Consider the following 19,018-nt stretch of genomic DNA (forward strand, 5'->3'; position numbering starts at 1 on the left):
ACAGGACATCTACGACAGCCAGCACATCTTCGACCGCGTCTGCGACGAGCATGACATCGAGCATCGGCTGACCAAGGTGAACCATCCTTGGACCAACGGACAAGTCGAGCGGATGAACCGCACGATCAAGGACGCGACGGTCAAGCGCTACCACTACGACAGTCACGACCAGCTTCGAACGCATCTGCACCTGTTCGTCGATGCCTACAATCACGCTCGTAGGCTCAAGACCCTGCGGGGCCTGACACCCACCGAGTTCATCCTGAATGCCTGGACGAAAGAGCCCAATCGCTTCAGGATCAACCCGTCACACCTCATCCCGGGACCATACACCTAGGCCCTCAGTGCCGGTCGTCGGGGGCCGGCGGCAGGGGCATGACCTCGATGCCCTCTTCCACGAGCGCCCGCGCCTCCTGCGGGCTCGCCTCGCCATAGATCGGCCGGCCCTCGGCCTCGCCGTAATGGATCGCCCGCGCCTCGTCCGCGAAGCGCTCCCCGACATGCTCCGAGGTCGCGACGACCTGCTCGCGCACGGCCCGCAGCAGGGCCCGCAGGCGCCGCTCCGGCTCGGCGATCATCGGCACGGTCTCGGCCGGCGCCTCCGTGGCGGGGGCCGGCGGCGGACTTTTGGAATGGGCACGGTCGCTGCGCGCCACGGCCGGAGCCATCGGCGCCTTGGCGATCCGGCGCGAGTCGCAGATCGGGCAGGACACGAGGCCGCGAGCGGCTTGCTCGTCGTAGGCCGCGCCGGAGGGAAACCAACTCTCGAAGCTGTGGCCCGACTCGCAGGCGAGGGTGAAGCGGATCATGAGGCTGAGATGGGGAGCGTTCAGGCGCGGCGCACGCCGAAGCTGCGCGCGTGGGACAGGGTGGGGATGCGCGCCCGCGCCTCCGCGACCCGCGCGAGGTCGATCTCGGCGAGGATGACGCCCGGCGCATCGCCCGCGGCTTCGGCCAGGATGCGGCCCCAGGGATCGACGATGAGCGAGTGGCCGAAGGTTTCGCGCCCGTCCTCGTGCCGGCCCCCTTGCGCGGCCGAGATCATGAACGAGCCGGTCTCGATGGCCCGCGCCCGCTGCAGGATGTGCCAATGCGCCTCGCCGGTCTGCCGGGTGAAGCAGGCGGGCGCGGTCATCACCGTGGCCCCGGCCTCGGCCAGCGCCCGGTAGAGGGCGGGAAAGCGGATGTCGTAGCAGATCGTCAGCCCGAAATCGGCGAGCGGCGTCTGCGCGACCACGGCGCAATCGCCGCCCGAATAGGTCGCCGATTCCCGCCAGCTCTCGCCGTTGGGCAGATCGACGTCGTAGAGGTGCAGCTTGTCGTACGAGACCTGGATCTCGCCCTGCGCGTCGATCAGGAAGGCGCGGTTGGCGATCTTCTCGCCGTCGCGGATGGCGAGCGAGCCGATCTGCAGGACGATCTTTTCCGCCCGCGCGACCTCGCGGAGCGCAGCGAGCGTCGCGTCGCTCGTCTGCGGGCCGACCTTGCCGAACAAGGCGGCGCGGTCGCGCTCGATCAGCGAGGTCGTCTCCGGCGTCTGCACGTAGGCCGCACCCGCGGCCGCGGCCTCGCGCACCGCCTTGACGGCCGCCTCGCGGTTGGCGGCCGGGTCGCGCCTGCCGCGCATCTGCACGCAGGCGGCCAGGAACGGCTTGGCGTCGTTGGGCTTGGTGTCGGGGGTCGCCGTCATGCGGCGAGCAGCGGGTCGAGACCGCCGGCCCGCTCCAGGGCGTAGAGGTCGTCGCATCCGCCGACATGCTTGTCGCCGACGAAGATCTGCGGGACCGAGGTGCGTCCCCCCGCCCGCTGGACCATGGTCGCGCGCGCGCCCGCCGTCTTCTCGACGTCGATCTCGTTGAAGGACACACCCTTGTCGCGCAGCAGGCTCTTGGCCGCCGAGCAATAGGGGCACCAGGCCGTGGTGTAGATCGTGACCGGCTGCATGGGTCCGTCGCGCGCCCGTTCGGGAGAGAAGCGACGGGTATAGGCGCGCCGCGCAAATCTTCCTACTGCGGCGAGGACACAGGTTGACCGTTCCGTGAGCGCGCCCGGCGTCCGGTCGCCGTCAGGCGGCCAGCAGTTTCTCGACCTCGTTGACCAGATCGCGCAGGTGGAAGGGCTTGGAGAGCACCTTCGCGTCCTTCGGGGCCTTCGAATCCGGGTTGAGCGCCACCGCGGCGAAGCCCGTGATGAACATCACCTTGATGTCGGGATCGAGTTCCGTGGCGCGCCGCGCCAGCTCGATGCCGTCCATCTCCGGCATGACGATATCGGTCAGGAGAAGCTCGAATGGCTCCTCGCGCAGTCGGTTGTAGGCGGAGAGACCGTTGTCGAACGACAGCACGTCGTAGCCGGCGTTCTGCAACGCCTTGGCCAGGAACCGACGCATGTCGTTGTCGTCTTCCGCGAGCAGGATCTTCATCGAACGGCGTCCCGGTGCCCATGCGCCTTTGAGGTGTTCATTTCATAAAGCGGTCGCTTGGTAAACAGAGCGTTAAACCCGTCCGGTGCCGCGCCGCACCCGCGGGCGCAGGGGTCGCGGTCCCTCCTGTGCGGCGCATGGTGGACAGGGCGGTCCGGGCGCCGCAAAGTGGGGTGATGTCTCCCCCGCGCCACGCTTCGGCTTCCGTCACGCGATGAGCTTTCTTCCCCCCGACGATTCCGAAGCCTTCGATCCGCCCTTCGTCGTGGACGAGCCGGCGCAGCACGTCGTTCCCTTCGTGTTCAACACGCCCCATTCCGGGGCGCACTATCCCGAGGCCTTCCTCGCCGCCTCCCGGCTCGACGCCCTGACCCTGCGCCGCTCGGAGGATGCCCATGTCGACCGGCTGTTCGCCGCCGTGGTCGGCCTCGGCGCGCCGCTGATGCGGGCGAACTTCCCCCGCGCCTATCTCGACGTGAACCGCGAGCCCTACGAACTCGACCCGCGCATGTTCCAGGGGCGCCTGCCCTCCTACGCCAACACGCGCTCCATGCGGGTCGCCGGAGGTCTCGGCACGGTGCCGCGCATCGTCGCCGACGGGCAGGAGATCTACCGAGAGCGCCTGCCGGTCGAGGCGGCGGTCCGGCGCATCGAGACGCTCTACAAGCCCTATCACCGCACCCTGCGCGGCCTGATCCAGCGCACGGCGCGGACCTTCGGCCGGGCCTTCCTGATCGACTGTCACTCGATGCCCTCGTCGAGCCTCGGACGAGAGGAGAGCGCGCAGGCCGATTTCGTTCTCGGCGACCGCTTCGGCACCGCCTGCCTGCCGGCCCTCGTGGAGGGGGTCGAGGCCCGCCTGCGCGCGCTGGGCTACAAGGTGGTGCGCAACAAGCCCTATGCCGGCGGCTTCATCACCGAGCATTACGGCGAGCCCGGGCTCGGACGGCACGCGCTGCAGATCGAGATCAACCGGGCACTCTACATGAACGAGCAGTCGCTGGCCCTGACCGCGGGCTTTTCGGCTCTGGCCGACAACCTTGCCGCGGTGTTCGCCGAGATCGCCGCCGAGACCGGGGACGCCGTGCCGCACCGCATCGCCGCGGAATAGCGGCCGGGCGCGTCCGGAACCGCGGGCATGGGCCGGCCAAGAAAAAAGGCCGCCCCGAAGGACGGCCCGAAGTCTAGGGAGGAAACGCCCAAGAAGGGCTGCAGGACCGCGACGCCATCGCGATCTCGCAATGCACAAATCGCATCGCGGCGCACAATCCGCAAGGGCACAAGCCGCTTTCGCGCCTGCGGGCAGCGCATGGCTACGCTGCGCCGATGCATGGAACCGGATCAGCCCTCGCCGAGGAGGGCGCGGATCTCCGCTTTCAGGGCATCGGCCAGTTCCGGGCGCTGCAGCCCGTAGGCGATGTTGGCCGTCAGGAAGCCGATCTTGGAGCCGGTGTCGTAGGTGCGCCCGTCGAAGCGCATGCCGTAGAACTTCTGCTCCTCGGCGAGCCGGATCATCGCGTCGGTGAGCTGGATCTCGCCGCCGGCCCCCTTCTCGCCCCGCTCCAGGATCGAGAAGATTTCGGGCTGGAGGATGTAGCGGCCGGAAATGATGAAGTTCGACGGCGCGGTGCCCTGCTTGGGCTTTTCCACCATGCCGGTGATCTCGAAGGTCTGGCCGAAGGTCTCGCCGACCGCGACGATCCCGTACTGGTGGGTCTCCTCGGGCTTGACCTCCTCCACGGCGATGACGTTGCCGCCGTGCCGGTCGTAGGCCTCCAGCATCTGGCCCATGCAGCCACGGCTCAGCATGTCGGGCAGCAGCACGGCGAAGGGCTCGTCGCCGACGATCTCGCGGGCGCACCAGACGGCGTGGCCGAGGCCGAGCGGCGCCTGCTGCCGGGTGAAGCTGGTCTGGCCGGCCTGGGGCAGATCCTTCTTCAACTCTTCGTAGGCCGCCTGCTTGCCGCGCTCCTGCAGCATGTGGTCGAGTTCGAAGGCAATGTCGAAATGATCCTCGATCACCGCCTTGCCGCGGCCCGTCACGAAGATGAAGTGCTCGATGCCCGCCTCCCGGGCCTCGTCGACGACGTGCTGCACGACGGGACGGTCGACGACGGTGAGCATCTCCTTGGGCACGGCCTTCGTCGCCGGCAGGAAGCGCGTGCCGAGGCCGGCGACGGGAAGGACGGCCTTGCGAATTCGTTTCATGTGGCGGGACCCGTTGATGGTTCTGTGTCGGGGCGAGCCCTGATCGACGCAGTACAATAGCGCAAAGGCGCCGCGTAACAGCCCCGCTCGGGTATGATTGGACGTATTTCGTCATGTATGAACGTCTTGGCGGATCGGTGCGCGGCCTCCGCGCCCGGTCGGGCCGTGTAGGCAAAGGGAACGGACGATGGCAGTTCTGGTCACCGGCGGCGCGGGGTATATCGGCAGCCACATGGTGCTGGCCCTGATCGATGCCGGACACGAGGAGGTCGTCGTCCTCGACGACCTCTCGACCGGGTTCGATTGGGCCCTGCCGCCGGAGGTGCGCCTCGTCGTCGGCGACGTGGCCGACCAAGCGCTCGTCACCGAGACAATCCTGCGCCACCAGATCGACGCGGTCGCCCATTTCGCCGCGCGCATCGTCGTGCCGGACTCGGTCGCCGACCCGCTGGGCTACTACCTCGCCAATACGGTCAAGACCCGCGCACTGATCGAGACCGCGGCGCGCACGGGCGTCCGGCACTTCATCTTCTCCTCCACCGCCGCCGTCTACGGCGAGCCGGAGATCGTGCCGGTGCCCGAGACGCTGGCCACCAACCCGATCAACCCCTACGGCCGCTCCAAGCTGATGAGCGAGTGGATGCTGGCCGACGCGGCCGCGGCCCACGGCTTCAGCTACGGGGTGCTGCGTTACTTCAACGTGGCCGGGGCCGACCCGCTCGGGCGCTCGGGCCAATCGACGCCCAATGCCACCCATTTGATCAAGGTCGCGACCCAGGCCGCCCTCGGCCAGCGCACGCATCTGGAAGTGTTCGGCACCGACTACCCGACCCGCGACGGCTCCTGCCTGCGCGACTACATCCAGGTCTCGGATCTGGCGGACGCGCACATGGTCGTGCTCGACCACCTGCGCGGCGGGGGCGCGAGCCTGACGCTCAATTGCGGCTACGGCCGGGGCTACTCGGTTCTGGAGGTGATCGAAGTCGTCAAGCGCATCTCGGGCCGCGACTTCGAGGTGCGCCTGTCGCCGCGCCGCCCGGGTGATCCGGCCCAGATCATCGCGGGCGCCGACCGCATCCGCAACGAACTCGGCTGGCGCCCGCGCCAGGACGATCTCGACGCCATCGTCGCCCAGGCGCTGGCCTGGGAGGAGTCCCTGTCGAAGCGGAACCGCCGGTGAGGGCCGGCCTCGCAGGCCTGGTCCTCGCGCTCGCCGCCGCCTTCCCCGCGGCCCTCGGGCCGGCGAGGGCGCAGGACGCCGACTTCTCCGGCTTCGTCGACGGCCTGCGTTCCGACGCGAAGAGCCGCGGCATCTCGCAGGCGACCTTCGAGGCGGCCTTCGCCGGAATGGGCGGACCGGACCCGGAGGTGATCGCCCGCACCCGCCGCCAGGGCGAGTTCAGCCGGCCGGTCTGGGACTACCTCGTCGGCGCGGTCTCGAACGCGCGCATCGCGCGGGGGCAGGCGCAGGGCAAGCGGCTCGCGGCCACGCTGGCCGCCATTGAGGCAAAGACGGGCGTGCCGCGCGCAATCGTGCTGGCCTTCTGGGGCGTCGAGTCGGATTTCGGCGCCAGCGCCGGCTCCCTGCCGACGATCCGGTCTCTGGTGAGCCTGGCTTACGCCCGGCACCGGGGCACGCTGTTCCGCGACGAGCTTTGGGCCGCCCTGCAGATCCTGGAGAACGGCGACATCGAGCCGGCGCGCATGGTCGGCTCCTGGGCGGGCGCCATGGGGCAGGTGCAGTTCCTGCCCTCGGTCTACCTGCGCGAGGCGGTCGATTTCGACGGCGACGGGCGGCGGGACGTCTGGCGCTCGGAGGCGGATTCGCTGGCCTCCATCGCGCATTACCTGCGCTCGCTCGGCTGGAGGCCCGGTCTGTCCTGGGGCTACGAGGTCAGCCTTCCGAAGGATTTCGACCTGACCCGTTACCGCGGGCCGATTTCCGATTTCGCGGCCCGCGGCCTGCGCCGCACGGACGGCAAGCCCCTGCCGGCAAACGGCGAGGCGAGCCTGTTCCTGCCGGGCGGGCTCGGGAGCCCGGTCTTCCTCATCACCGACAATTTCGAAGTGATCCGCGGCTACAACACCAGCGATTCCTACGCCCTGGCGGTGGGACACCTCGCCGACCGGCTGGCGGGTGGCCCTGCCCTCGCCGCCCCCTGGCCGAGCGGCGCCGCCCGCCTCGACGGGCCGGGCCTCAAGCGCCTTCAGGCGGGGCTCGCGGCCAAGGGCCTCTATGCCGGCGAGCAGGACGGCCGGGCCGGGCCGAAGCTGCGTGAGGCGGTGCGGCAGTACCAGATCCGCGAGGGGCTACCCGCCGACGGCTATGCCCGGCCGGCGCTCTTGGAGAGGGTCGAGGGCCGCCCTTAGACGCGTCGGCCTCGTCGCGCTATCCTGCGGGGATGTGAGGCCGGGTCCGCCCGGCCGCTTCCCTTCGATCGAGGCTCTCCCCGCATGGAACGCCGCCCGACCGATCGCCTCGCGTTTCCGAACGCCGCCGCGATCCTCGGACTTCTCGTCCTCGCCGCCCTCTGGCTGACCGCCGCGCCGGTGCCGGCCGCCGCGCAATGGGGCGACAGCTACGACGCGCCCGCGGCCGATCCCTACGCCGCGCCGCCGCGCCGCCGGGCTCGGCAGGGCTATGCCGACGAGTACGGCTACGGCCGCGCGCCGGTCCGCCGCGCCCCGCCGCCCGTGCAGCAGGAGGCGCCGCGCCAGTTCTTCTGGCCCTGGGAGGATCAGCCCCGAGCCCAGCCCGCGCCTCAGCCGCAGGCGCCCTCGGGCTACAGCCGGCCGCAGCGTCCGCGCGCGCCGGCGGCCGCGAGCCGCTCGGACGAGGAGCGCGCCGCGCGCAGGCGCCGTCCGAGCCCGCCCCCCGCGGTCGCGCAGCAGCCCAAGGCGAAGGTGCCCAAGACGGCGCCGACGACCCAGGTCGCCGTGTTCGGCGATTCCCTGGCGAGCTACCTCGTGAAGGGCGTGGACGAAGCCTTCTCCGACAATGCCGAGATCGGCGTGCTCGACCGGTCCAAGGCCGAGAGCGGCCTCGTGCGCAAGGACGTGGTGGACTGGGCCAAGACCACCGAGGACTTCCTCAAGGCCACGCCCAACCTGTCCTACGCTCTGATGATGGTCGGCGTGAACGACCGGCAGACGATCCGCGAGGGGGACCAGAGCTACGAGGCCCTGTCCGACAAGTGGCGCGAACTCTACGCGGCCCGGGTCGATGCCGTCGTGAAGGTGTTCGAGGAGCACAAGGTGCCGCTGATCTGGGTCGGCCTGCCGCCGGTCCGCAGCGAATCCTTGAGCCGCGACTTCGCGGCGATCAACGACCTCGTGCGCGAGCGGGTACAGAAGGCCGGCCAGACCTATGTCGAGATCTGGCAGGGCTTCGTGGACGACCGCAATCGCTTCGCCGTCTCCGGGCCGGACGTGGACGGCCAGGAGGCGCGGCTGCGCACCTCCGACGGCATCCACTTCACGGGCGCGGGCTCCCGCAAGGTGGCCCACTTCGCCGACGTGGAACTCAAGCGCCTGATGGGCGCCAAGGGCGGCCTGCCCTCGGAGCAGCCCGTCGCCCCGATCGCGACCGCCCCCTCCGAGGGCGGCCCCGGGATCGGCGTCGAGGATACGGCGGCCATCGATCGCCGGATCACCGCGATGCTGCCGAGCCTGCCCGAACCGCCCGGCATCCCGAGCCTGCCGGTCAAGCCCGCGGCGGGGCCGGTGGTGCCGCTGGGACGTCCCGAAACCTCGCCCGGCGGCACGCTGATCAGCGGCCGGCCCCAGGAGGGCGACGCCACCGGCACCCGCGAGCGCAGCCTGCAGCGCGGCGCGGCCCCCCTGCCCCAGCCCGGCCGGGCCGACGATTTCCGCTGGCCGCCGGGCTAGGCTCCGCGTCGCGGCGGCCGCTGTCAGCCCTCCGCGGAGGAAGGTCCGGGCGGGGCGGGCACGATCCCGGCCCCGACGGCGATCCAAACCAGATGGGCGTCCGTGCGGGCGCCGAGCTTGCCCCGGATCAGCGAGAGATTGTTCTGGACCGTCTTGAGACTGAGGCACAGCGCCTCGGCGATGGCCGGCGCCGTCGCGCCCGCCGCCGTCAGACCGAGGATCTCGACCTCGCGCGGGCTGAGATCGTCGAGGGCGGTCCGTCCGCCGGCCACCTCGTCCCGCGCGATCGCGAGAGCGATGTCGGGGCTCATGGCGCGCTCGCCGCGCAGGACGCCCGCCACGGCCGTCAGCAACTCCCGCGGCGGGCTCGCCTTGCTGACATAGCCACCGGCGCCCGCGGCGAAGGCCTGGCGCGCGACCGCGGCACCGCTGCGCATGCTGAAGACGAGGATACGGGCCGCGCCGTCCCATTGCCGGATGTGCCGGATCGCCTCGATGCCGCTCGGGCCCGGCAGCGACAGGTCGAGGATGACGAGGTCCGGTGCCCGCGCCTTGTAGAGGCGGTAGGCCTCCGCCGCGGTCTCGGCCTCCGCCACGACGGTGAAGCCCGGCTGGCGTTCGAGCAGGCGGCGATAGCCCTCGCGCACCACGGGATGGTCGTCGACGAGGAGGATCGCCGGCATCGCGCGCCTCAGCCCGGGATCGGAACGGTGGCGCAGGCGCGGATGCCGCTGCCGTTCCCGGTGAGCGACAGCCGACCGCCGAGAGCGGCGAGGCGCGCCCGGATTCCGGCAAGGCCGCGGCCGCAGGCGTGACCGGAAGCCCCGCCCGTGCTTGCGACGTCGCCCCCGCCGTCGTCGTCCACGGTCAGGCTGACGGCCCGCCCCCCTGGTTCGGCTCCCTGCAGCCGCAGGAAGACCCGGCTCGGCCGCCCGTGCCGAAGGGCGTTGGTCAGGAGTTCCTGCGCGATCCGGTAGAGGCTCGCCGAAGCTTGCGCCGACAGGCCCGCGCAATCGCCCGCCACGTCGAGATGCAGGCTCGGCCCGGCGCGCAGGCGCGCCTGCCAATCCAGGACGAGCCCGCGGAGCCCTTCACTCAACCCGATCCCGGCCAGATCGGGCAGTTCGAGCCGGGCCAGTGCGCCGCGCAGGCTCTCGCGCATGGAGCCGAGGATCGCCTCGATGCCGACGGCGTCGGCGCGCAGATCCTCGCGATCCGCCGGGGCACCCGCCTCGATGGCGGCGGCAAGCGCGCCTGCCGCGGCGAGGCACTGGCCGAACGCGTCGTGCAGGTCGCGGGCGAGGCTCTGCCGCTCCTCCTCCTGCACCTGGACCAGCCGCTGCAGCAGTTCCGCGCGCTCGCCCTCGGTGCGGGCCAGGCGCTCCCCGAGGGCGTTGAAGGCGGTGGCGATCCGGTCGAATTCCACCGCTCCGAAGCGCGGCAGGGCCGGAGGGGAGCGACCGGCCTCGATTCCGTCGAGGCCCTGCACGATCCGTCCCGCCGGCGCGACGAGGCGGGCGGCGCAGAGCCAGCCGAGGATCGCCGTGGTTCCGGCCAGCGACAGGGCGAGACCGCTCGCGAACCGGACCTGCCGCCATGCGCGGCCCGCGGCGGCGACGGGATCGGGCCAAGCCGCGACCTGGCCGAGGGATCGACCACGATAGACGATCTCCCGGATCACCGGTGCCGTGCCTGCCTCCGCCGACAGGGCGCCCGCGAGCCAGGCGGGGGCCGAGCCGAGCCCGTCCCAATCCCCGCAGAGCCGGCGCGGGGCCTCGGCGCCGAGGCGGATCTCCGCGCAGATGCCCGGTAGGATCATCAGGACGGTCGGCTCGGCCTGCGGCTCGCTGATCGGCAGGGCGGCCGGACCGACGCTGCCGAGTCCCGGTTGCCGGGCCAGCTGCGCCGCGATCCGCCCGGCCGACACCGCGGCTTCCTCGCGCAGGCCCGTGCGCGCCTCCCACAGGGTCCAGGCGACGGCGCCCGCCAGACAGAGCAGCGTGACGATCGAAAGACGCAGGGCGAGATGCGCGGGCAGGCTCATCGGGGCAACCGGGCAAGGAAGGATCAGCGAGTGGGAACCGGCAGCCGGCCGGGGCGCAAGGGGCACGACGCCTCATCGGGAAAAATGCCCGATCGTCGGCGGGTGTCCTTCCCTGGGCGGCGGCGCACCGGCTCGCCAGGATCGGCCCTCTTTCCTCTCAAGCCGGACCCAGAGGCGATGCCCTTCCTGCCTTCCCGCCGAACCGTGCTCGCCGCGGGTGCCTGCCTGCCGCTCCTTCGCGCGGCCGACGCGAGGGCGGACGTGCCCGCCGCCTACCGCGTCGGCGCCTTTACCGTGACGCCACTGCACGACGGGCTCTTCCCGCTCCAGCCCAGCATGATTCCGGCCGCCGACGGCGAGGCCGGGCGCGCCCTGCTCGCGCGGGCCGGCCTGCCGCCGGGCGGTCCTTCGCCGGAGCCGGTCAACGCCTTCCTGATCCGGCGCGGCGATCGTCTCGGCCTGCTCGATGCGGGGTGCGGAACGGTGTTCGGACCGGGATTCGACGGGGTGAGCGCGGCGCTCGCGGCGCAGGGCGTGCGGCCGGATCGGATCGAGACGGTGTGGCTCACCCATCTCCACGCGGACCATGCGGGCGGCCTGCTCACGCCCGAGGGGCGCGCCCGCTTCCGTAACGCGGAGCTGGTGCTGCAGGAGCGCGAGGCCGCCTACTGGTCGGATGCGGCTGCCCGCGCCCGGGCGCCGGCCACGATGGCCCTGTTCTTCGACACGGCGCAGGCGGTGCTGGGGGCCTATGCCGGCCGGATACGCCGGGTCTCCGGGGAGGTCGGGCTCGCGCCCGGTCTCTCCTTCCTGCCGCTGCCGGGGCACACGCCCGGCCATGCCGGGGTGCTGGTCGAGGACGGGTCGGCGCGGCTGCTGATCTGGGGCGACATCGTCCATTCCCGCATCCTGCAGATGCCGCATCCGGACTGGACCGTGATCTGGGATGCCGACCCGGCGCAGGCGATCGCCACCCGCCGACGCATCCTCGACCGTGCCGCCAGCGAGGGGCTGGACGTCGCCGGGATGCATCTCGCGACCCGGGGCCGGATCGGACGCGACGGATCGGCCTACCTGTGGGAGGCCCGGGACGACGAGGGCTCCGGGGGCGTGCCCCGCTGAAGCCCCTTGGGGTCATCGAAAAGGGCCACTGCCTCACGGCAATGGCCCCTGTTTCGCTCGACCTGAAACGGCTTACCGCGGCAGGACGGTCGCGCCCATCAGCGCCTCGTCGATGGAGCGGGCGGCCTGACGGCCTTCACGGATCGCCCAGACCACCAGGGACTGGCCGCGGCGCATGTCGCCGGCGACGTAGATCTTCGGGTTCGAGGTCAGGTAGTCCTCATCGTTGGCCGCGACGTTGCCGCGCTTGTCGACCGCCACGCCCGATTCCTCGACCAGACCCTTCTGCACCGAGCCGGCGAAGCCGATCGCCATGAAGACGAGGTCGGCCGGCAGCACGAACTCGCTGCCCTCGATCGGCTGGCGCCGCTCATCCACCCGGGCGCAGACCACACCGGTGAGCTGGCCCTTGCGGTTGCCCTCCAGGCGCAGGGTCGCGGCCTGGAACTCGCGCTCGGCGCCCTCCGCCTGGCTCGACGAGGTGCGCATCTTGGTCGGCCAGTAGGGCCACACCGTCAGCTTGTCCTCGCGCTCCGGCGGACGCGGGCGGATATCGAGCTGGGTCACCGAGAGCGCGCCCTGGCGGAAGGCCGTGCCGACGCAGTCGGAAGCCGTGTCGCCGCCGCCGATGACGACGACGTTCTTGCCGGCGGCCAGGATCGGCAGCTCGCCGTTGCCCGGCATCGGCTCGGCGCCGACCCGGCGGTTCGACTGCACGAGGTAGGGCATGGCGTAGTGCACGCCGTCGAGCTCCTGGCCGGGCAGCTGCGGGTTGCGCGGGTCCTCGGCGCCGCCGCAGAACAGCACGGCGTCGAACTGCGAGGTCAGGTCTTCGAGGGGGACGTTGACGCCGATATTGGCCCGGTAGTGGAAGACGACGCCCTCGGCCTCCATCTGCTTCACGCGCCGGTCGATATGGCGCTTCTCCATCTTGAAGTCGGGGATGCCGTAGCGCAGCAGGCCGCCGGCCTTGGGCTCGCGCTCGTAGACATGCACGTCGTGGCCGACCCGGGCGAGCTGCTGGGCCGCGGCCATGCCGGCCGGGCCGGAGCCGATCACCGCCACACGCTTGCCGGTGCGGGTCGCCGAGGGCTCGGGCTTGACCCAACCGTTGTTCCAGGCGCGATCCGCGATCGCCTGCTCGATCGTCTTGATCGCGACCGGCTGGTTCTCGAGGTTCAGCGTGCAGGCCTCCTCGCAGGGCGCGGGGCAGACGCGGCCGGTGAATTCCGGGAAATTGTTAGTGGAGTGGAGGTTGCGCGAGGCCTCCTCCCAATCCGACTGGTAGACGAGGTCGTTCCAGTCCGGGATCTGGTTGTGGACCGGGCAGCCTGTCGGCCCGTGGCAGAACGGGATGCCGCAATCCATGCAGCGCGCGGCCTGCTTCGACAGGTCGTGCTCGTCGAGCGGCAGCGTGAACTCGCGGAAGTGCCGCACGCGGTCGGCGGCGAGCTGATACTTCTGCTCCTGCCGGTCGAATTCGAGGAAGCCCGTGACCTTGCCCATCGATCAGTCCAATCGCGCCGCTTTGCCTGTGGCGAGGAACATCCGGTTCACTCGGATGAATCGGTCGATCACGGCCGAAGCCAATTCTCGATCGTCAATCCGGTGATCCGTTCGAACTCCCTCGTGTTGTCCGTTACCAGAACGCTGCTATCGGCCAGCGCCTGGGCCCCGATGAGCAGGTCGTTTCCACCGATCGGCGTCCCGGCCCGCTCCAGCCCGAGACGCAATTCCGCGTAAGTCCAATCGGCGGGCTCGTTCCATCCGGCGATCCGGATCGATCCGAGCACGGCCTCGACCTGCCGCGACAGCCGATCCGACCCTTTCCGCGCCGCGCCGTAGCGAAGTTCCGCCGCGACGATGACGCTCGTATAAACCTGCGCCTCGCCAGCCTGTCGAATCCGCTCCGCGACCGGCCCCCGCGGGGCGCGCACCAGCGCCGAGAGGATGTTGGTATCGAGCAGATACGGCATTCAAAGCGAGACTTCGCCCGGCGCCGCGTCTTCGATCTCCGGCCAGTCCTCGTCGAGGTCGTCGAGACCGGAGAGGACGGACAAGAGCGAGGATCGGGTCACCGGCTCGACGACGAGTCGTCCGTCCTTCGCCGTCAGGATGGCCTCGTCCCCGCACAGCATGAAGCCGGGCGGGATGTCGAGCCTCTGTCCGTCCGGCGTCCGGACGAGGCGGACGCGCGCCGTCTGCTCGCCCATCGTGCCTCTACTCCGCCGCCACCGGCATGCGCGCCATTTCCATCTCGCGCAGGGCCCGGCGGTACTCGACCGGCATCACCTTGACGAACTTGGTGCGGAAACCCGCCCAGTCGTCGAGGATCTGCTTGGCACGCGGGCTGCCGGTGTACTTCAGGTGGTTGGTCAGAAGCTGCGACAGCCGCTCTTCGTCGTGGCCCGACATGTCCGCGAGGATGTCGACCCGGCCCTTGGTCTCCAGGTCGCCGTCCTGGTGGAAGCGGCGCATGATGTCGTCCTCCTCCTCCACGGGCTCCAGATCGACCATCGACAGGTTGCAGCGGTCGCGGAACGAGCCGTCCTCATCGAGCACGTAGGCGATGCCGCCGGACATGCCCGCCGCGAAGTTGCGGCCCGTCACGCCGATGGAGACCACCACGCCGCCGGTCATGTACTCGCAGCCGTGGTCGCCCATGCCCTCGACCACCGTGATGGCGCCCGAGTTGCGCACGGCGAAGCGCTCGCCCGCCGCACCGCGGATGTAGCACTCGCCCGCGATCGCGCCGTAGAGCACGGTGTTGCCGGCCATGATCGTGCGGGCGGGCGGCGCCTTCAGCGCGTCGCTCGGACGGATGATCAGCTTGCCGCCCGACAGGCCCTTGCCGACATAGTCGTTCCCGTGGCCGGTCAGGTCGAGGGTGACGCCCGCCGCGAGCCATGCGCCGAAGCTCTGCCCGGCGGTGCCGTTGAGCTTCACCACGATGCTGTCGTCGGGCAGGCCGTCATGGCCGTGCTTCTTGGCCACCGCACCCGAGAGCATGGCGCCCGCCGCGCGGTCCGAGTTGCGGATCACGTCGGTGAGGACGACCGCCTCGCCGGTCTCGATGGCTCTCTCGGCCCCCGCGATCAGGCGGCGGTCGAGCACCGTGTCGATCGGGTGGTGCTGCCTCTCGACATGCCGGATCGCCACCTCCGGACCGACGTCGGGCCGGTGGAACAGCTTCGAGAAGTCGAGGCCGCTGGCCTTCCAGTGCTCGATCGCCTCGCGCTTGTCGAGGAGGTCGGAGCGGCCGATCAGGTCCTCCAACTTGGTGAAGCCCATCGCCGCCATCAGCTCCCGCAGCTCCTCGGCCACGAAGAAGAAGTAGTTGATGACGTGCTCAGGGGTCCCCTTGAAGCGCTTGCGCAGCACCGGGTCCTGGGTCGCGACGCCCACCGGGCAGGTGTTGAGGTGGCACTTGCGCATCATGATGCAGCCGGCCGCGATCAGCGGCGCGGTCGAGAAGCCGATCTGGTCGGCGCCCAGCAGCACCGCGATCATCGCGTCCTTGCCGGTGCGGATGCCGCCGTCGGCCTGGAGCGCGACGCGGCCGCGCAGTCCGTTCATCACGAGCGTCTGCTGCGTCTCGGCCAGACCCGTTTCCCAGGGGCCGCCCGCATGCTTGATCGAGGTGAGCGGCGCCGCGCCCGTGCCGCCGTCGAAGCCCGAGATCGTGATGTGGTCCGCGCGCGCCTTGGCGACGCCCGCCGCGACGGTGCCGACGCCGACCTCGGAGACGAGCTTGACCGAGATGTCGGCCGCCGGGTTCACGTTCTTCAGGTCGAAGATGAGCTGGGCCAGATCCTCGATCGAGTAGATGTCGTGGTGGGGCGGCGGCGAGATCAGGCCGACGCCGGGGGTGGCGTAGCGGACCTTGGCGATCTTGGCGTCCACCTTGTGGCCGGGGAGCTGACCCCCTTCTCCGGGTTTCGCTCCCTGCGCCACCTTGATCTGGATCATGTCGCCGTTGACGAGATACTCGGTCGTGACGCCGAAGCGGCCCGAGGCCACCTGCTTGATGGCGGAACGGCGCGAGCGCCCGTCGGGGCCGGGAATGAACCGGCGCGGCTCCTCGCCGCCCTCGCCCGAGTTCGAGCGGCCGCCGAACGAGTTCATGGCGATGGCCAGCGTCTCGTGCGCCTCCTTCGAGATCGACCCGTAGGACATGGCGCCGGTGGCGAAGCGCCTGACGATCTCGGAGGCCGGCTCGACCGCCGAGAGCTCCACCGGTTCGCGACCGAGATCGGCGGCGGTCTTGATCCGGAACAGACCGCGCAGGGTCTTGAGGTGGTTCTCCTGCTCGTTCACCAGGCGTGCGTATTCGCGGTAGCGCTCGGGCACGCCGAGGCGCACCGCGTGCTGCAGCGTCGCCACGCTGTCGGGCGTCCAGGTATGGGTCTCGCCGCGCAGGCGGTAGGCGTACTCGCCGCCGACATCGAGCGCGTTGCGGTAGATCGGGGCGTCGCCGAAGGCGTCCTGATGGCGCAGGGCCGTCTCCTGGGCGACCTCGGCCATGCCGATGCCCTCGACCGTCGTGGCCGTCCCGAAGAAGTCCTTCGCCACGAAGTCGGAGTTCAGGCCGATCGCGTCGAAGATCTGCGCGCCGCAATAGGACTGGTAGGTCGAGATGCCCATCTTGGACATGACCTTGAGCAGGCCCTTATCGATCGACTTGATGTAGCGGTAGATGATCTCGTTGTCGGTCAGGTCCGGCGGGAACTCGTCCTTCATCGCGATCAGCGTCTCGAAGGCGAGATAGGGGTTCACGGCCTCCGCGCCGTAGCCGGCCAGGCAGGCGAAGTGATGCACCTCACGCGGCTCGCCCGACTCGACCACGAGCCCGACCGACGTGCGAAGCCCCTTGCGGATCAGGTAGTTGTGCACGGCCGCGGTCGCGAGCAGCGCCGGGATCGGGATCCGGTCCGGCCCCACCATGCGGTCGGACAGGATGATGATGTTGTAGCCGCCGCGCACCGCGACCTCGGCCCGGTCGCACAGGCGGTCGAGCGCCCCCTCCATCGCCGCCGCGCCGGATTCCGCCGCGTAGGTGATGTCGAGCGTGCGGGTGTCGAAGCGGTCCTCGAAGTGGGAGATCGAGCGGATCTTCTCCAGGTCGCCGTTCGTCAGGATCGGCTGGCGGACTTCGAGCCTCTTCCGCCGGGACGCGCCTTCCATGTCCAAAAGATTCGGCCGCGGGCCGATGAACGAGACGAGGCTCATCACGGCCTCCTCGCGGATCGGGTCGATCGGCGGGTTGGTGACCTGCGCGAAGTTCTGCTTGAAGTAGGTGTAGAGCAGCTTGGGCTTGTCGGAGAGCGCCGAGAGCGGCGTGTCCGAGCCCATCGAGCCGACTGCCTCCTGGCCGGTCACGGCCATGGGCTGCATCAGCAGCTTGAGGTCTTCCTGGGTGTAGCCGAAGGCCTGCTGGCGATCGAGCAGCGACACGTCCGTGCGCGAGGCGCGCGGGCTGATCGGGTGCAGATCCTCCAGCACGATCTGGGTGTTCTTGACCCACTCGGCATAGGGATGCGCGCCGGCCAGTTCGCCCTTGATCTCCTCGTCGGAGACGATGCGGCCCTTCTCCAGATCGATCAGCAGCATCCGGCCCGGCTGCAGGCGCCAGGACTGGACGATCTTCTCGTCCGGGATCGGCAGCACGCCCATCTCGGAGGCGAGCACGACGAGGCCGTCGTCGGTGACGATATAGCGGGCCGGGCGCAGGCCGTTGCGGTCGAGGGTCGCGCCGATCTGGCGCCCGTCGGTGAAGGCGACGGCGGCCGGGCCGTCCCACGGCTCCATCAGGGCGGCGTGATACTCGTAGAAGGCGCGCCGCTCCTCGCTCATCAGCGGGTTGCCGGCCCAGGCCTCCGGGATCAGCATCATCATCGCGTGGGCGAGCGAGTAGCCGCCCTGCACGAGGAATTCGAGGGCGTTGTCGAAGCAGGCGGTGTCGGACTGACCCTCGTAGGAGATCGGCCAGAGCTTCGAGATGTCGTTGCCGAACAGCTCGGAATCGACGCTGGCCTGGCGCGCGGCCATCCAGTTCACGTTGCCGCGCAGCGTGTTGATCTCGCCGTTATGCGCGACCATCCGGTAGGGGTGCGACAGGCGCCAGGTCGGGAAGGTGTTAGTGGCGAAGCGCTGGTGGACGAGCGCGAGCGCCGAGACGAAGCGCGGGTCCTTCAGGTCGAGATAGTAGTGGCCGAGCTGGTGCACGAGCACCATGCCCTTGTAGACGATGGTCCGGCTCGACACGGAGACGGGGTAGAACGCCTTCACCCGCGCGTCGTCCAGGCCGTAGACCTTGTTCGAGATCACCTTGCGGGCGATGAAGACGCGCCGCTCGAAGGCGTCCTGATCGGTGACGCTCGCGGGGCAGCCGATGAAGACCTGCCGGTGATGCGGCTCGGTCTCCTTCACGGCCTTGCCGAGATCGGTCGAGTCGACCGGCACGTCGCGCCAGCCGAGCAGCGGCAGGCCCTCGTCGGCCAGCGTCTTCTCGACGATCTCCTCAATGGCGGCGCGGGCATCCTCCGCCTTCGGCAGGAAGAACTGGCCGATCGCGTACTGTCCGGCGGGCGGCAGCTCGAAGCCGAGGCGCGAGCATTCCTCCGAGAAAAAGCCGTGCGGGATCTGGGTGAGGATGCCGCAGCCGTCGCCCATGGTCGGGTCGGCGCCGACCGCGCCGCGGTGGTCGATGTTCTCCAGGATCTTGAGACCCTGCTGGACGATGCTGTGGCTGCGGCGGTCGTGCATGTCGGCGACGAAGCCGACGCCGCAGGCATCGCGCTCGTGGGCCGGATCGTAGGCGCCCTGCGCCCGCGGCAGCCCCGGGTCGCGCAGGATCATCGGCGCGGTCCCGGCACGCGGGGGCGCGGCGGTCTCGCCGTTCACGACCGGCACCGACAGTTCAGACGGGATCTCACGCATCGTCCGCACATCTCCGACCCTGCCCGCATGCGAGCATGTTTCGTGCCCGTGCACCATCGGTGCCCGGGCCGCCGCCTTCATTATACCGAGTCGGGTCTCGTCGGGGTCTTCCTGCCGGAATTGCCCGCAAACCCGCGGGCTGAAACCCCGGCCTGCTCAGCCGGCGCTCGCCCGGATCACCTTGACGGTCACCGGTTTGTCAGCTCGTTTGGACGTCACGTCGACCACGTGATGGATCCCCAAAGCTGGCCCGATGGCCAAGCGCGACAAATGGGACAGTCTTACTGTCCTATAGGGCGACGTTGCCAGATTTCATTCATTCCAGCAAGAGGCCGGCTAGCCCCGGCTCCGGCCTTTTGAGCATGGCTGAAATCCGCTCGGCGCGCGACCTGCCT

17 protein-coding genes are annotated in these 19,018 nt (G+C 70.2%); 6 read left to right on the forward strand and 11 right to left on the reverse strand.

The window, feature by feature from the left end; all coding sequences use genetic code 11:
• Positions 1-337 (forward strand): integrase core domain-containing protein (locus BY998_RS00005; RefSeq protein WP_146221736.1); only part of this gene is annotated, 337 nt, incomplete at its 5' end.
• Between the two features lie 4 nt (positions 338-341).
• Here BY998_RS00005 and BY998_RS00010 read toward each other — a convergent pair.
• From BY998_RS00010 to BY998_RS00025, 4 genes are all read right to left on the reverse strand, one after another.
• Positions 342-809, reverse strand: coding sequence for a DUF1178 family protein (locus BY998_RS00010; protein ID WP_110349578.1), 468 nt, complete (start codon positions 807-809; stop codon positions 342-344).
• Between the two features lie 20 nt (positions 810-829).
• On the reverse strand, positions 830-1,690 hold the full coding sequence (locus tag BY998_RS00015) for a carbon-nitrogen hydrolase family protein (RefSeq protein WP_110349579.1): 861 nt from the start codon (positions 1,688-1,690) through the stop codon (positions 830-832).
• The gene (gene grxC, locus BY998_RS00020; RefSeq protein ID WP_110349580.1) at positions 1,687-1,944 is read right to left on the reverse strand and encodes a glutaredoxin 3; all 258 of its coding nucleotides are present in this window, start codon (positions 1,942-1,944) and stop codon (positions 1,687-1,689) included. The genes BY998_RS00015 and grxC overlap by 4 nt, the downstream gene beginning before the upstream one ends.
• A gap of 121 nt (positions 1,945-2,065) precedes the next feature.
• Positions 2,066-2,422 (reverse strand): response regulator, encoded by a 357-nt coding sequence (locus BY998_RS00025; RefSeq protein WP_003603128.1) that lies wholly within the window; start codon positions 2,420-2,422, stop codon positions 2,066-2,068.
• A 214-nt stretch (positions 2,423-2,636) separates the two neighbouring features.
• On the opposite strand from BY998_RS00025, the gene BY998_RS00030 reads away from it, so the two are divergent.
• Positions 2,637-3,533 (forward strand): N-formylglutamate amidohydrolase, encoded by an 897-nt coding sequence (locus BY998_RS00030; RefSeq protein ID WP_110349581.1) that lies wholly within the window; start codon positions 2,637-2,639, stop codon positions 3,531-3,533.
• A gap of 230 nt (positions 3,534-3,763) precedes the next feature.
• On the opposite strand, the gene galU is transcribed toward BY998_RS00030, so the two are convergent.
• The gene (gene galU, locus BY998_RS00035; RefSeq protein WP_110349582.1) at positions 3,764-4,630 is read right to left on the reverse strand and encodes a UTP--glucose-1-phosphate uridylyltransferase GalU; all 867 of its coding nucleotides are present in this window, start codon (positions 4,628-4,630) and stop codon (positions 3,764-3,766) included.
• 187 nt (positions 4,631-4,817) lie between these two features.
• Here galU and galE point away from each other — a divergent pair, with 187 nt between their 5' ends.
• The 3 genes from galE (at position 4,818) to BY998_RS00050 (ending at position 8,518) form a co-directional block, all read left to right on the forward strand.
• On the forward strand, positions 4,818-5,810 hold the full coding sequence (gene galE / locus BY998_RS00040; protein ID WP_110349583.1) for a UDP-glucose 4-epimerase GalE: 993 nt from the start codon (positions 4,818-4,820) through the stop codon (positions 5,808-5,810).
• Positions 5,807-7,000 carry a lytic murein transglycosylase gene (locus BY998_RS00045; protein ID WP_110349584.1) on the forward strand — a complete coding sequence of 398 codons (1,194 nt, stop codon included), beginning with the start codon at positions 5,807-5,809 and terminating at the stop codon, positions 6,998-7,000. The genes galE and BY998_RS00045 overlap by 4 nt, the downstream gene beginning before the upstream one ends.
• An 84-nt stretch (positions 7,001-7,084) precedes the next feature.
• Positions 7,085-8,518, forward strand: a complete 1,434-nt coding sequence (locus BY998_RS00050; protein ID WP_110349585.1) for an SGNH family hydrolase — start codon at positions 7,085-7,087, stop codon at positions 8,516-8,518.
• Between the two features lie 23 nt (positions 8,519-8,541).
• On the opposite strand, the gene BY998_RS00055 is transcribed toward BY998_RS00050, so the two are convergent.
• On the reverse strand, positions 8,542-9,201 hold the full coding sequence (locus BY998_RS00055; RefSeq protein ID WP_110349586.1) for a response regulator transcription factor: 660 nt from the start codon (positions 9,199-9,201) through the stop codon (positions 8,542-8,544).
• 8 nt (positions 9,202-9,209) lie between these two features.
• Positions 9,210-10,562, reverse strand: coding sequence for a histidine kinase (locus tag BY998_RS00060; protein WP_110349587.1), 1,353 nt, complete (start codon positions 10,560-10,562; stop codon positions 9,210-9,212).
• Positions 10,563-10,739: 177 nt separating this feature from the next.
• Between BY998_RS00060 and BY998_RS00065 the strand changes: the two genes are divergently transcribed.
• On the forward strand, positions 10,740-11,684 hold the full coding sequence (locus BY998_RS00065) for an MBL fold metallo-hydrolase (RefSeq protein ID WP_110349588.1): 945 nt from the start codon (positions 10,740-10,742) through the stop codon (positions 11,682-11,684).
• 72 nt (positions 11,685-11,756) lie between these two features.
• Here the strand turns inward: BY998_RS00065 and BY998_RS00070 are convergent, their stop codons facing one another.
• The 4 genes from BY998_RS00070 to gltB form a co-directional block, all read right to left on the reverse strand.
• Positions 11,757-13,190 carry a glutamate synthase subunit beta gene (locus BY998_RS00070; protein ID WP_110349589.1) on the reverse strand — a complete coding sequence of 478 codons (1,434 nt, stop codon included), beginning with the start codon at positions 13,188-13,190 and terminating at the stop codon, positions 11,757-11,759.
• Positions 13,191-13,258: 68 nt separating this feature from the next.
• Positions 13,259-13,660, reverse strand: a complete 402-nt coding sequence (locus BY998_RS00075; protein WP_110349590.1) for a type II toxin-antitoxin system VapC family toxin — start codon at positions 13,658-13,660, stop codon at positions 13,259-13,261.
• Positions 13,661-13,897, reverse strand: a complete 237-nt coding sequence (locus tag BY998_RS00080; protein WP_110349591.1) for an AbrB/MazE/SpoVT family DNA-binding domain-containing protein — start codon at positions 13,895-13,897, stop codon at positions 13,661-13,663.
• 7 nt (positions 13,898-13,904) lie between these two features.
• Positions 13,905-18,623, reverse strand: coding sequence for a glutamate synthase large subunit (gltB, locus tag BY998_RS00085; protein WP_110349592.1), 4,719 nt, complete (start codon positions 18,621-18,623; stop codon positions 13,905-13,907).
• Between the last annotated feature and the right edge of the window lie 395 nt (positions 18,624-19,018).

The sequence above is a fragment of the Methylobacterium sp. B4 genome (assembly GCF_003201865.1).
In the GTDB taxonomy this organism is placed as follows: Bacteria; Pseudomonadota; Alphaproteobacteria; order Rhizobiales; family Beijerinckiaceae; genus Methylobacterium.